General features: G+C 54.9%; 12 protein-coding genes. 2 read left to right on the top strand and 10 right to left on the bottom strand.

All coding sequences use genetic code 11. From position 1 onward, the window contains the following. Nucleotides 1–29: 29 nt before the first annotated feature. The 7 genes from C0623_11720 to C0623_11750 form a co-directional block, all read right to left on the bottom strand. Nucleotides 30–1421, bottom strand: coding sequence for a UDP-N-acetylmuramoyl-tripeptide--D-alanyl-D-alanine ligase (locus C0623_11720; protein ID PLX98669.1), 1392 nt, complete (start codon nt 1419–1421; stop codon nt 30–32). Continuing rightward, nucleotides 1421–2944: a UDP-N-acetylmuramoyl-L-alanyl-D-glutamate--2,6-diaminopimelate ligase gene (locus C0623_11725; protein PLX98724.1), complete on the bottom strand. Its 1524-nt coding sequence runs from the start codon at nt 2942–2944 to the stop codon at nt 1421–1423. The genes C0623_11720 and C0623_11725 overlap by 1 nt, the downstream gene beginning before the upstream one ends. 12 nt (nt 2945–2956) lie before the next feature. Beyond that, nucleotides 2957–4927 carry a penicillin-binding protein gene (locus tag C0623_11730; GenBank protein ID PLX98670.1) on the bottom strand — a complete coding sequence of 657 codons (1971 nt, stop codon included), beginning with the start codon at nt 4925–4927 and terminating at the stop codon, nt 2957–2959. After that, nucleotides 4924–5241 (bottom strand): cell division protein FtsL, encoded by a 318-nt coding sequence (gene ftsL / locus C0623_11735; GenBank protein ID PLX98671.1) that lies wholly within the window; start codon nt 5239–5241, stop codon nt 4924–4926. Before ftsL ends, C0623_11730 begins: the two co-directional genes overlap by 4 nt. Before the next feature lie 40 nt (nt 5242–5281). Further along, on the bottom strand, nt 5282–6232 hold the full coding sequence (locus C0623_11740) for a 16S rRNA (cytosine(1402)-N(4))-methyltransferase (GenBank protein ID PLX98672.1): 951 nt from the start codon (nt 6230–6232) through the stop codon (nt 5282–5284). A gap of 3 nt (nt 6233–6235) precedes the next feature. Beyond that, nucleotides 6236–6706 (bottom strand): cell division/cell wall cluster transcriptional repressor MraZ, encoded by a 471-nt coding sequence (locus C0623_11745; protein PLX98673.1) that lies wholly within the window; start codon nt 6704–6706, stop codon nt 6236–6238. 182 nt (nt 6707–6888) lie between these two features. Continuing rightward, nucleotides 6889–8160: a transporter gene (locus C0623_11750; protein PLX98674.1), complete on the bottom strand. Its 1272-nt coding sequence runs from the start codon at nt 8158–8160 to the stop codon at nt 6889–6891. Nucleotides 8161–8298: 138 nt separating this feature from the next. Here C0623_11750 and C0623_11755 point away from each other — a divergent pair, with 138 nt between their 5' ends. Together C0623_11755 and C0623_11760 are read left to right on the top strand one after the other, a co-directional pair. Then, nucleotides 8299–10317 carry a DNA ligase (NAD(+)) LigA gene (locus C0623_11755; protein PLX98725.1) on the top strand — a complete coding sequence of 673 codons (2019 nt, stop codon included), beginning with the start codon at nt 8299–8301 and terminating at the stop codon, nt 10315–10317. Next, nucleotides 10292–10585, top strand: coding sequence for an acylphosphatase (locus tag C0623_11760; protein ID PLX98675.1), 294 nt, complete (start codon nt 10292–10294; stop codon nt 10583–10585). The genes C0623_11755 and C0623_11760 overlap by 26 nt, the downstream gene beginning before the upstream one ends. A 262-nt stretch (nt 10586–10847) precedes the next feature. Here the strand turns inward: C0623_11760 and C0623_11765 are convergent, their stop codons facing one another. From C0623_11765 to C0623_11775, 3 genes are read right to left on the bottom strand one after another with little or no spacing between them, the layout of a single operon-like run. Beyond that, nucleotides 10848–11219 (bottom strand): two-component system response regulator, encoded by a 372-nt coding sequence (locus C0623_11765; GenBank protein ID PLX98676.1) that lies wholly within the window; start codon nt 11217–11219, stop codon nt 10848–10850. After that, complete coding sequence (gene rsmI, locus C0623_11770) at nt 11206–12087, bottom strand: 16S rRNA (cytidine(1402)-2'-O)-methyltransferase (protein PLX98677.1); 882 nt, start codon at nt 12085–12087, stop codon at nt 11206–11208. The genes C0623_11765 and rsmI overlap by 14 nt, the downstream gene beginning before the upstream one ends. Next, on the bottom strand, nt 12088–14067 hold the full coding sequence (locus C0623_11775; protein PLX98678.1) for an NAD(+) synthase: 1980 nt from the start codon (nt 14065–14067) through the stop codon (nt 12088–12090). Between the last annotated feature and the right edge of the window lie 29 nt (nt 14068–14096).

Below are 14096 nucleotides of genomic sequence, written 5' to 3' on the forward strand. Positions count from 1 at the left end.
TTCCTTACCTCTTGACTCCGGCTTCTTATTTACCCGTTTGCCGCCATGCAAAAATGCATTCCGCGCAGTGCCTTGCTGACCTTTTCCATACGCATTCCGCGCGACCCCTTGACCAGAATCCGATCCCCGGGTTGAATCATATCGCGCAGAATGTCGATCGCTTCCTGGTGTGAGTTGACCAGATATATCTCCTTCGCCGCCGTCTCTTGCGTTCCATAGCCGGCTGCAACAGCATCTTTCATTTCACCCATGACAATAAGGATGTCGACCAGATCAGCAGCCTGCCTGCCGACTTCGGTGTGCAGTTCAGCCGACTGTTCTCCCAGTTCGAGCATATCGCCAAGAACAGCGATGTGGCGACCGAGACCGTTCATCTCCGACAGGGTCTGCAGCGCCGCCTTGACCGACAACGGGTTGGCATTGTAGCTGTCTTCAAGCAGCAGAACATCGCAACCGAGGCTGATCGTTTCCATGCGGCCGCAACAGGGCTGAAACTGTTCGAGCCCGCGCACAATGGTCCGGCCATCAACACCGAGTACATGTGCTGCTGCCGCTGCGGCGAGGGCATTGTAGACATTGTGTCGACCGGCTATCTTCAACTGTACCGGCCAGTTGCCTTCGGGGGTCACGAGACGGAAGGTCACGCCGCTGCCGCGGGCAATAATTGACTCGGCCCGGATTTCCGCAGATTCGGCGGAGCCGTAAAGAATACGTCGAACCTTGTTGGCGACCGGCAGATTGACGACAAAGTCATCATCAGCATTGACGATCGCGAACCCGTCTTCCGGCAAAGCTTCGAACAATTCCCCCTTGGCCCGGGCAACCCCTTCCATTCCGTGCAGGGTTTCCAGGTGAGCCGGTCCAATATTGGTAATAATACCGACTGTCGGCGAGGCAATCTCACTCAACCGGGCGATTTCACCCCGGGCACTCATCCCCATTTCGAGAACCATCCATTCACATTCATCCCGATTCCGAAAAAGCGTCAACGGCAGGCCGATCAGATTATTGAAATTCCCGGCCGTGAGCAGTCCCGGCCTGGTCAGTGACAGAATTCCGGCGAGCATCTCCTTGGTTGTCGTTTTCCCCGAGGAACCGGTGATGCCGACGACCGGTCCGGCAAATCGGTTCCGCACATCGGCCGCCAGACGACCAAGCGCCTTGAGTGTGTCGTCGACGACAATAACCGGAACCGGAAGACCATTGACGACATCCTCGCTCAGACAGGCGGCGGCACCACTTTTCACGGCAAGCGTCAGGAAGTCATGGCCGTCAAAGTTCGGGCCGCGCAGCGGTACGAACAGCTCACCTGAACCGATCGTTCGACTGTCGGTCGAGATCCCGTCAACCATGCCTCTGGCATCGGCCGGATACAACGTACCTTCGGTTATTCTGGCGATATCCCTGATGTTAAATTCCATCAGTCCCTCCCTGACGCCCGAAGCGCCTGCCGGATCTCTTCCCGATCATCAAAATGGACCTTTTCCTTACCGATGATCTGATAATCTTCATGCCCCTTGCCGGCGACCAGCAAAAGATCGCCCGGCAAAAGAATCTCCACCGCCACCTGAATCGCTTCCCGGCGATCAGGAACAACAACATGCCCTTTGCTGCTCGATGATTGCAGCTGTTCTAACATCAAGGGTGATGCATAATGTTTTTTAACTCCGGTCAGGATCTCATTAATTATGGAATCGGGATCTTCGGTTCTCGGATTATCGGATGTGACAATCGCCAGATCGCTGAACCGGGCAGCAATTTCACCCATAACCGGACGCTTGCTCCGATCACGATCACCGCCACAACCGAACAGGGTAATAACCCGGCCGCCAGCAAGTTCATTCACGGCCTGCAAAACGTTTTCGAGGGCGTCGCCGGTGTGTGCGTAATCGACAAGGATCAGGGCATCGCGATTATTCTCAATCGTTTCAATCCGCCCCGGGACGACCGGGACCGCTTTAATTCCGGAAACAATTGCGTCCAGAGGTAAATCGAGAGCGACTCCGCCCGCGATAGCGCAGAGCAGGTTACTGAGATTAAATCCTCCGAGCAGAGCCGATTGCAGCCGGAATCGACCATGTGGAATGACGACATCAGCTTCGATGCCGCGCCGACTCAGCGTCACGTTTTCGGCCCGGACATCGGCTTCGGCCGCGAGCCCGCAAGTTAGGGCATCGTCAAGTTCATCGGCGATTCTGCGGCCATAGGGATCGTCTATATTAACGACGGCCCGACTCCCCTGAGGCACAATATAGTCATCGTAAAACTTCTTCTTGCTTGAGAAATAGGATTCCATCGTCTGGTGATAGTCGAGATGCTCCGGTGTCAGATTGGTAAAGATACCGACTTCGAAATTGATGCCGGAAACCCGGTTCTGCTCGAGCGCATGCGAAGAGACTTCGAGCACCAGTGAATCGGCACCCTGCCCGAGAAAATCGGCTGTAAGTTTTTGCAGATCATACGACTCCGGCGTCGTATGTGAGGCCGGTGTTTCACTACCCTGATACCTGTAATTGACGGTCCCGACAACAGCCGGCCGTTGCCGGGCAGCGATCAGCATCGCTTCGATCAGATAGGTAACGGTCGTCTTGCCGTTGGTCCCGGTCACCCCTACGACACGCATCGTCCGGGTCGGCTGACCGAAAAAAAGAGCGGAAGCTTCTGCCAGTGCCTGGCGGGCATTAGCGACGACGATACCGGTTGCACCCTTTACCGGATGCGGCTCTTCCATGACCACTAACTCGGCACCACGGTCAACCGCATCGGCAATAAACTGATGACCATCATCACTGATTCCGCGCAGGGCAAAAAAGGCACACCCCGGCCCGGCTTTCCTCGAGTCGTACACCAGATCCCGGATAACGCCCTGGCTGTTGCCGGCAACATCCAATGGATGCATGCTGGCAATCAACTGGTCGGTACCTATTTTAGACGTTGTTATCATCATCCATATATCCTAGCTGGCCGGTGCCAGCTTCACCCAGATTTCATTGCCATAGCTGATTGGCCGGCCCGGATCCGGTGATTGAGCTATCACCCGCCCGGTCCCCTTCAACTTGATATTGAGCCCAGACTTCTGCATCACCTGCATCACCTGACGATAACTCATGCCGAAAAAATCGGGCATTTGCGGCATCTCGACTCCCGACACCCGGATATCGTAGATTGGCGGCTGGATCGGAGCTTCAATCAAATCGGCAATCGTGTTCAGCACCGGTACCGTCGCTTTTTCCGTCGGCATGACCTTCAGGTATCGGAGCGACTGGTTGGCGATCCGTGAAAACACCGGTGCCGCGACCAGACCACCATAAGCTTTACCCTGCGGTTCATCGATCAACACCAGGATAACCAGCCTCGGATCATCGGCCGGAACGAAACCGACAAAGGAAGAAACCGATTTATCGACAGAATATCCGCCGGTCACCGGGTCGACTTTCTGCGCGGTGCCGGTTTTTCCGGCTACCCGGTACCCGGGAACAGCCCCCAGCATGCCGGTTCCACCCTTTTCCGTGACCCTGACCATCATGTCGCGCACCTGGTCGGCAACTTCGCTGCTGATGACCTTGCGCCGGATCCGCGGCTGCTGTTTCATCGTCACCTGGCCGTAGCTGTCGACAATTTTCTCGACCACATAGGGTGCCATCAGGTAGCCACCGTTGGCGATGGCGGCAGTTGCGGTTGCCAGTTGAAGCGGTGTCACGGTTAATCCCTGACCAAATGAAATCGCCGCCAGATCGACGTCAAACCAGCGTGTTGGCTGGTGAATCAAGCCACTGACTTCGCCGGGCAGACCGATTTCCGTTTTCTGACCAAAGCCGAAATCCCTTAAATAATTGTAGTAGCGATTTCGATCAAGAGCCCGGCCGATCTTGTATGCGCCGATATTCGAACTGAACTTTATGATTTCAGATGGCGTCAACAGTGAATACGGGCGGTGGTCATGAACGATTTTGCCACTGACCTCTATCGAGCCGTTTTCGCAGTTAATCTTTTGCCGCCTGTTTATTACCCCCTCATTCAACGCTGCCGCCATCAGGAACACCTTGATGGTTGAGCCCGGCTCAAACGAATCACAGAGTGCGCGGTTGCGCCAGTCACCCGGACGATGCTTGAAAAAGGCGTTCGGGTTGTAGTCGGGCTGACTCGACATCGCCAGCACTTCACCGGTCCGCGGATCAAGCACGACCGCTGTTCCTGACTTGGCATTCGATTCGCTGACCGCCCGCGCAAGTTCCTTCTCGGCAATGTATTGCAGGTTCTTGTCGAGCGTCATGTAAAGGTCACGCCCTTTTTCTCCGGCCTGGATCTGGTCATCGGAACTGTTGAGCAGCCCACGTCCGAGAGCATCCCGTCCCATAACGAGATAACCGCCACGACCGAGCATCAGATTGTCATATTCCAACTCAAGCCCTTCAAGACCCTTCGGGTCGAGCCCGGTAAAACCGATCACCTGGGCACCGATTTCCGAGTTCGGGTAATAACGTCGATGCTCCTTGATGAACCGAACGCCCTCGATATCAAGAGCACGAATCAGTTCGCTTTCGCGCGGTGTCACCTGTCGCTTGAGCCAGATAAAGCTTTTTTTCGCTTGTAGTTTGGCCTTGACCACCGAGCGTTTCATTGAAAGCACTTCGGCAAGAGCCTTGGCGGTCCGGGAGGTCGCGGAAACCTTGTTCGGTTCGATATAGACCGAATCGACTTCGACGCTGACGGCCATCGATTCACCGTTTCGATCGAAAATGGTTCCACGTTGAGGGGTCAGTGCAATGGTCTTCTGGTGCTGCCGGACAGCCTTCTCTGCCCAGAGATCCTGGCCGACAACCTGAAGTTGAAAAGCGCGCGCAACGATAAAGCCGAAAGCCAGAATAAAGCAGAAGCCAATCAGCCTGATTCGTACCCGCATCCATTTTTCCCGGTTTTCCATTATCTGATCGTAATGACCTGTTCCGGTGTTGGCATTCTGAGACCAAGCCTGGTCCGTGCCATTCGCTCAATCCGCCCGGGATTGCGCAAACTGGCTGCTTCAAGTTTCAATTGTCTCGACTCCTGTTGCAGTGAGCGGAGTCGTACTTCGTAGGTCGAGATTTCGTACTCGAGATTAACCATCTCAAGCCGCGACCAGACAAAGAACAATGAAACAACCATCAGAACAACGACAAAAGCTATCAGTGGAAATAGCCGGGGACGCTGCAGAGCGAATCCGTTTATTTTCGGAATCGGCCTGACAACTGCATCGGACATGACACCCTCCCTCTGTAATATATCGACAATGTGCAATCGGTTAAGGCAATTTACGTATGGCCCTGACTACTGCACTGCGAGCTCTCGGGTTATGTGCGACTTCCTCCGCCGTCGGCCGCACGCCCTTTCTGGTCACAATCTCCGCCTGAGATGTCCTGCCGCAAGCGCATATCGGCACTTTTGGTGGACAGATGCAACCCTTTGCTGCTTGTCGAAAAGCCCGTTTAACGAGCCGGTCTTCCAATGAATGAAAACTGATCACTACAAATCGGGCATCAGGATTCAGGACCTGCAACGCCTCTTCCAGCGTTTTCGTCAAATGCCCGAGTTCATCATTAACAAAAATCCGCAGAGCCTGGAACACTCTGGTTGCCGGATGAATTTTCTGTCTGGCGCCGTGCTTCGCCGGGATCGCTTTCTTGACGACGCTGGCCAGATCAGCAGTTGTCCTGAACAGTTCTTCCTGCCGCCGCTCGGCAATCCGGTTGGCGATCCGCCCGGCAAACCTTTCTTCACCGAACTCACGGAAGATATTTCGTAGTTCCTCCGGTTTATAGCTGTTGACGACATCGGCTGCCGTCATTTCGGCGTCCGGGCCCATCCGCATATCGAGCGGCCCGTCATCGCGAAATGAAAAACCCCGCTCCGGCGTATCGAGTTGCCGGGAGGAGACCCCGAGGTCGAGCAGGATACCATCAACTCCGTTTATATCCTGGCGAGCCAGAACCTCCGCCAGCTCACTAAAGTTGGCCTGCTCAAGGACCACCCTCGCAGCATACGGCTTAAGCATCTCCGCCGCCGCTGCCAGCGCCTCCGGGTCACGATCGAGACCGATCAATCGACCATCCGGCGCCGTTGCCTCGAGAATCAGGCGGGCATGCCCGCCGCCGCCAAGCGTCCCGTCGAGGTAAATACCACCCGGCTGCGGATTGAGCAGCTCGAGCACCTCATCCGGCATCACTGACGTGTGCCTGAATCCTTCGACTGCCAAAGATCAGAAACCCAGATTGGCCAGAACCTGCGGGTCATCAACAATACGCGTTTCTGCCTGCGCCTGCATCTCCGCATGCTTGGCCTTGCTCCAGATCATTATCCTGCGATCAACACCGACAACGACAATCTCGCGGATTTCACTATCGAGGCCGGCATAATCCCGATGCGCCTGCGAAAGCTGAATCCGCCCCTGCTTGTCGAACGAGCAGGGCTTTGCCGGTGAAATTAATGCCAGATACAGTGCCTCCTTCAGCGGGCCCGGCTCCATCGCCTCAACCTTCGCCTGGTTTTTTTCCCACTCTGACTCGGGATAGGCCGCAAGCCCACCATCCTTTTGGGTGACGACTAGGTTATCGGCCGCAAAAGAGGCCGACAGCTTCTCGCGAAACTGCGCCGGGATGCTGGCCCGCCCCTTCGGATCGATCGAATTATTGTAGACACCCTGGAAATTCACTTTACGTCCTTGTCCCAATTTGACACTTTTTTACACTATTTTGACAAAATATAGCGGCGCGTCAACATTATGTCAAGAATAATCTCCTGGAAAATTCGGGGGCAACCTCAGCAAAAAAGCGCAAATCAGCCGATGCCGCAAGCATACCCGGCGGAACAAAACCAAATACCCGGCAATGATGGAAATGGGAGGAGGAGAATCTAGGTGGCGGGAGGAGGAGAATCGGGATCGGTTGTAAAATGCAGTTCGACCTGATCGATTCGCTGGTCAATCATTTTAGCGACAACCAGGGTGACACCTTCAGCCTCACAGCGGTAACCCTCGGCAGGGATATCGTCAAGCAATTGCATGACCAGGCCGGCAAGCGTCGTTGCATGTTCCTCGGAAAAGTTGAGAGAAAATTTCTGATTGACTGTTTTCAGAGAGGCACTGGCGTCGACGACATAATAGCCTGGCGCGACTTTCCGGAAGAGGGCCTCTTCAAGATCATATTCATCGACAATCTCGCCGAAAACCTCTTCAATAACATCTTCCAGGGTTACGATCCCTTCAACCCCGCCATGCTCATCGACGACAATAGCGAGATGAACCCGCTTTTCACGGAAAGACTGCAGCAGCGATTCGATCAGTTGCGATTCCGGGACAAAAAACGGGGGACGCGCCACTTCGCGGATATCGAAAGCGGCCGATTGATCGACAAAGTTGAGAATATCCTTGGAGTGAATAATCCCGACAATCGAATCGAGGTTCTCTTCGTAAACGGGAAAACGCGAATGCCAGGCCGCCTGGACAAGTTGCAGAATCTCCCTGAACGGAAGTTCGGCATCGATACCGACGACCTCGGTCCGCGGAATCATCACATCCCTGACCCTGATCTGGGCGAGTTCAAAAATCCCGTGCAGCATTTTACGTTTGTCCTTATGAACAGTTCCGCTCTGCTCGCCGACGGAGATGATCGACTTGATTTCATCTTCACTGATAACCGAAGCTTCCCGATCTGACCGCAGGATTTTATTGAGCAGCATCGAGACCCCGGAAATGACCCAGATAACCGGAGTCAAAATCCACATAAACAGAAGGATCGGCCTGATAACGAAAAAAGAGACTCGCTCGGGATTCTTGGCGGCGTATGTTTTCGGGGTTATTTCAGCAAGAATGAGCAACAGGGGGGTCATGATCAGGATGGTCAGAAGCTCTCCATGCTCACCGAAGATCTCGATCAGCAATGCTGTTGCGAAAACCGAGGCAGCGATATTGACCAGGTTGTTGCCGATCAGGATAGTTGAAAGCAGACGATCCGGAACCTCAAGCACGGTCTCGAGCCTTGCGGCGCCGGGATGACCTTTTTCAACGAGGTATTTCAGCCGCAGACGGTCCAGTGCCATCAGAGCGGTTTCGGAGCCGGAAAAAAAGGCTGACAGAAAAAAAAGAATCAACAGCCCGAAAAGATATAATATATGTTCGTCAGTCATAGAGGATCAGAACCCGGATTGATAGTCTGTGCTAATTGTATCCCAATGATATTACAAAAACAATTTTAATCAGGATTGATAGCGCATGACCTGCATGGTATAAAGGTTCTGCTCAAACCTGATCAGAATCGGACCGCCATGGAAGAGACTCGAAAATCCCGCTACCAGGAGCTTTGCAAGCTTCTCAATTACCACAACCGTCTATATCACGAGCTTGACCAACCGGAAATTCCGGATGCGGAATACGATGAGCTTTTCCGGGAACTGGTCGATCTCGAACAAAAGTATCCTGAACTTCAGACGGATGATTCACCGACCCGGAGGGTCGGCGCCGCCCCCCAGAAAAAATTCAGACCGGTTAAACACGCGGTCCCGATGCTCTCCTTGCGCAATGTCAAGAACGAAGACGAATTTCGGGAGTTTGATCGCGGCATCCGTAAACTTTTGGCAACCGATGATGATGTCGAATATCTCTGCGAGATGAAGCTTGATGGCGTCGCCATCGAACTGACCTATGAAAACGGTCTGCTCAGCGTCGGCTCAACCCGCGGCGACGGACAGACCGGCGAAGATGTCACCGAAAACATCCGGACCATCAAGAGCATTCCGACCCGGATCGATAACGACCAAAACAATACGCTCGACATCCGCGGTGAGATCTACATTGATCTCGCCGATTTCCGTGCACTTAACCGGCAACGCGAGGAAGATGGCGAATCGATATTTGCCAATCCACGCAATGCCGCCGCCGGTAGCCTGCGGCAGCTTGACGCCGTGATTACGGCCCGCAGACCGCTGAATATGTTCTGCTACGGCACCGGCCGTTATGAACAACGGGATGTTGCAACCCAGTCAGCCCTGCTCCGCAGCCTCGAGAATATCGGATTCCGCATCAACCGTGAAGGAACCAGGCAGGTTACCGGCGTCGACGGTGTCCTTGATTTTTACCGGGACTGCCTGAAAAATCGGGATGACCTGCCGTTTGAAATTGACGGGGTGGTGATCAAGGTTAACTCATTGCCCCTGCAACAGGAACTCGGCAGCCTCAGCCGGGCGCCGCGCTGGGCAATCGCCTTCAAGTTCCCGCCGCGCCAGGCAACAACCGTGGTCGAAAATATCGGCCTGCAGGTCGGACGTACCGGCGCCATCACCCCGGTGGCGCACCTCAAGCCAATCAACGTCAGCGGCGTCACGGTATCGCGGGCCAGCCTGCATAACTGGGACGAGATCGCACGACTCGACCTCCGGATCGGTGATCACGTTATCATCGAACGGGCCGGCGACGTCATTCCCGACGTAGTCAAGGTGCTGACCGAACGTCGGACCGGTGACGAAATTGACATCCCGCTACCGAACGATTGTCCGGTCTGCCATACGCCGGTTGTCAAGGCGGCGGATGAAGTTGTTCCGCGCTGTACCAACCCGCAATGTCCGGCCCAGACCATGGAACGCATCCGGCATTTTGTCGGGAAGAATGCCATGGATATCGAGGGGCTCGGCGAGAAGCAGCTGCAACAGCTCATTGCACTTGGCAAAGTGAGGGACGTCGCCGATCTCTACACGCTCGAGCAGGAGGATTTATTCGCCATGGAGCGGATGGGCAAGACCCTCGCCGGAAAACTGCAGGCAGCCGTCGATCAGAGCCGGAACCGGCCACTGTCAAAACTCATTTTTGCCCTCGGCATCCGCCACGTTGGCGAACATACGGCAAAAATACTGGCGCACCACTTCGAATCTCTGGACGAGCTCAGGGCAGCCGATGTCGAATCCTTGAAAAACATCCATGAAATTGGCGACAAGGTCGCAGCATCGATAACCGATTATTTCAGCCTGTCCGAAAACCTCGCCCTGATCGAAAAACTTCTCGCTGCCGGAGTCCGCCCGGTAGCCGAAGCCCATATCCGGAGCGATGGGCCACTCAACGGAAAAGTTGTCGTTATAACCGGCAGCCTTGAATCCCTTACCCGCAAGGATGCCGAACATCTGGTTGAAACCCTGGGTGGACGTGCTGCCGGTTCGGTCAGCAAAAAAACCGATTTCGTTGTCGCCGGCCCGGGAGCCGGAAGCAAGCTGGAAAAGGCCCGCCAGTTCGGCATCCCGGTTTATACTGAGGAAGAGTTTCTGAAAACCTATGGCGGAGATGAGACCAATGACTAGACAGGCCAATGTTGTTTTCAGCGGCGGTGTCCAGGGAGTCTGGTTCAGGGCTTTCACCAGGGAGCAGGCGCAGAAGGCCGGGCTGACCGGATGGGTCCGAAATCTGCCGAACGGATCAGTAGAAGCGCTGTTCGAAGGGAGCGAAAGCGCGATACAAGGCGTTATCGAAAAATGCCGACAAGGACCGCCGGCGGCATCGGTAGAAAACATTGAAACCCGCTGGCAGGAAGCGAGCGGAGCTTTTACTACGTTTGAAATTCGTTACTAGTGTCCTGTCACGCGGCAACTGTCGATTCAGCGAGATGAGAAATGCTCAGCTGCAAGGCGCGTGAGCGCAGGACTAACAAGGTTAATTCAAGTGAACGCAACACCGCAGATGGGCGTTTCTCACCTCGCCCTGCGGGAGTCGCCCCAACACACCAATACGGCGTTGCAGCCCTTGCCAAGGGTGACGCCATTCGCTGCGGCCTGCGCCTTGTCTTGATGCGTTTGGGCGGCTCTGAACTCGACATTTGGCGCATGACATGACACTAAGCGAGCAGGTTGCTGATCGTTTCCATCAGGTCGACACTCCGGAACGGTTTCTTGATAAAACCTTGACCACCAACCCGTTGTCCCATCTCGCGATCGGTATCTTCACCCCGCGCCGTCAGGAACACAACCGGGATATGGCTGGTCACCTCACTCTGCTTAAGCGCCTGACAAACCTTGAAACCGTCCATCCCCGGCATCATAACATCAAGCAGGACAAGGTCCGGCTTCTCGTTTCGGGCTTTCTCCAGACCCTCCGGGCCGCTTGAAGCATAACAGACTTCATAGTTGCGGACCTTGAGAATGGCGTCAAGCAGTTTCAGAACCGAATCGTGGTCGTCAATCAGAAGAATTTTTTTACCCGTTTTCATCAACCCCCTCCATTCGGCGAATCGTCAGGCTTTCACGATAAACATCGCTTCCCGACAAACCAAAATCACGAGCGACCTGCTTTACAACCTGGCGCATCGGCATGCCGGTCTCCCCTTGTACCCGGATCAAAGCTTCACGTACCGTTTCAGTTTGCACTTTTTGTGCCGACGGCGCAATCAGAAGCACGATTTCACCACGAACCCCTTTTTCACTGAAATACCGGCAGACATCCGCCAAATTCCCGGAGGCAACCTCTTCGTGCAGTTTGGTCAATTCGCGGACCACCGCGACTTCCCGACCGGATCCCAGCGTTTCGATCATCAGCTCCAGGGTTTTAACCAGCCGGCGCGGGCTTTCGTAACAGACAACCGTCTGTTCAAGGTCGCATATATTCTCAATAAAAGCACGCCGCTGCGCGGATTTGGTCGGAACAAAGCCAGTAAAGAAAAACTTGTCCGACGGCAGGCCAGAGATCGAGACTGCGGCGACCAGCGCCGAAGGTCCGGGAACCGACACCACCGGCAAGCCCTCTTCACGGCAACGCCTGACCAGTAGATACCCCGGGTCCGAAATCGCCGGTGTTCCGGCATCCGAAATCAGCGCAACCCGTTTCCCTTTTTTGAGCTCATCAACTATTTTCGCACCCTTGCCCGCTTCATTGTGGGCATAATATGACGTCAATTGCGTGTTGATCGCGTAATAATTACACAACTTACGACTATGGCGGGTATCTTCGGCAGCAATCAGGTCAGCCTGTTGCAATACCCGCAACGCCCGAAAAGTCAGATCCTCGAGGTTGCCAATCGGGGTCGCAACAACGTAAAGGGTTCCCGGGTCGAGCGTTTTCTCCTGGTCCGAATCAGCCATTTATGACTCTTGCAAACCTATTTCATCCTTGATCATGGCCAGCTCCTGCAACCAGAGATCAGGGCTGGCGTCGCTCGGCATGCGCCAATCGCCCCGCGGCGACAAAGCCACACTGCCGATTTTCGGGCCATCCGGCAGACAGGAGCGTTTGAACTGCTGGCTGAAAAAACGGCGGTAGAAGTTTTCCAGCCATTTCATGATCGTCTCCGGGTCATAGGTCCCGGCAAACGCCCGGCTGGCGAGGAAAAATACCTTGCCGGGGGCGAACTGCATCCGGACAACCTGATACAGAAAAAAATCATGCAGCAGGTACGGACCGATAGTCTCCTCCGTCTTCTGTTCGATCTCACCGTTGGCATCGGGCGGCAGCAGCTCGGGAGAGACCGGCGTTGCACAGATATCCCTGAGGATATCCGAAGCCTTGCCGCTGAAGACCTTGTCGGCGCACCATTCAACCAGATAGCGAACCAGGGTTTTGGGGACGCCGGCGTTGACCCCGTACATCGACATGTGATCGGCGTTGTAAGTACACCAGCCGAGAGCCAGTTCGGAGAGATCGCCGGTGCCGACCACCAGGCCACCGTTCTGATTCGCCAGATCCATCAGGATCTGTGTCCGTTCACGCGCCTGGGCATTTTCAAAAACAATATCATGCCTGTCCGGGTCGTGTCCGATGTCTTGAAAATGGGTCGTGACGGCAGCATTGATCGGGATTTCCTTCAGCGAACATCCAAGAATTCCGGCCAGTTCGGTCGCATTGTTCCGGGTTCTTTTGGTCGTTCCGAAACCGGGCATGGTCACTGCCATAATTCCATCGCGGTTCAGTTCAATTTTGTCGAAAGCGTGGGCCGTTACCAGCAGGGCGAGGGTTGAATCGAGCCCTCCGGAAACCCCGATAACGGCATTGACCGAGCCGGTATGTCGCAAGCGCTTGGCAAGCGCTGTTGTCTGCAGATCGAAAATCTCCCGACAGCGCCGACACCTCTCTTCTTCGCGTCGGGGGACAAAAGGTGTCTGCGTCAACGGCCGCCTGAGCTCATCTGCCGCAGCATCCCGGAGGGCAAAAGAAATCATGCGTCGATGTGATTCAATCAAACCATCGGCAAACCCGTTATTTTGGCGCCGCTCATTAAGCAAGCGGCCAATATCGATATCAGCCATGACCGAATCCGTGGCAAACGAAAACCGCTCGTTTTCGGCGAGAATCATGCCATTTTCAGCGAGCAGGGAATGCCCGGAGAAGACCAGGTCGGTACTTGACTCACCCGGCCCGGCCGACGCATAAACGTAGGCGGCCAGACATCGTCCCGATTGGGCCCTGACCAGTTCACGCCGATAATCCTCCTTGCCGAGGATCTCGGGACTTGCCGAAAGATTTGCCAGTATCGTCGCTCCCTGCAATGCCTGTTGCCCGCTTGGCGGATTGGCAACCCAGGCATCCTCGCAAATTTCGAGACCGACAATACATCCCGGCAGGTTTTCAGCCTGAAATAACAGATCGGCACCGAACGGTATCGCAACACCGTCCCAGGTCACCTGCTCGGAGATAACGTCGAAGGCAGAGGAGAACCAGCGTTCTTCATAAAATTCACGACTGTTCGGCAGGTAGGTCTTCGGAACAATGCCAAGGATCTCGCCGGCGGCGACAAAGATAGCGCAGTTAAACAGCCGCCCATCCGACGACACGGGAGAGCCGACGACCAGCGCCATGCCAGATCCGGCACTCAGTCTGGCAATTTTCTTGACAGCGGCGCGGGCTTTAGCGAGAAGGTGTTCCTGAAAAAACAGATCGCCACAGGTGTAACCAGTGAGGCAGAGTTCGGGGAAAATGGCAAGCTGGCACCCCTGCCCGGCCAATCGGTGGATCTCGGCTTCAATCGTCGAGAGATTGAAGTCGACGTCGGCGACCCGGACTTCCGGTGAAACCACAGCAACGCGCACAAAATCAAGCTCGAGAAGATTTTTGGTGAATTGAGTCATGGCGCCTTCCGGTTTCTGATCAATGGTTT

Origin of the sequence: Desulfuromonas sp., from assembly GCA_002869615.1 — a bacterium.
Classification (GTDB): domain Bacteria; phylum Desulfobacterota; class Desulfuromonadia; order Desulfuromonadales; family UBA2294; genus BM707.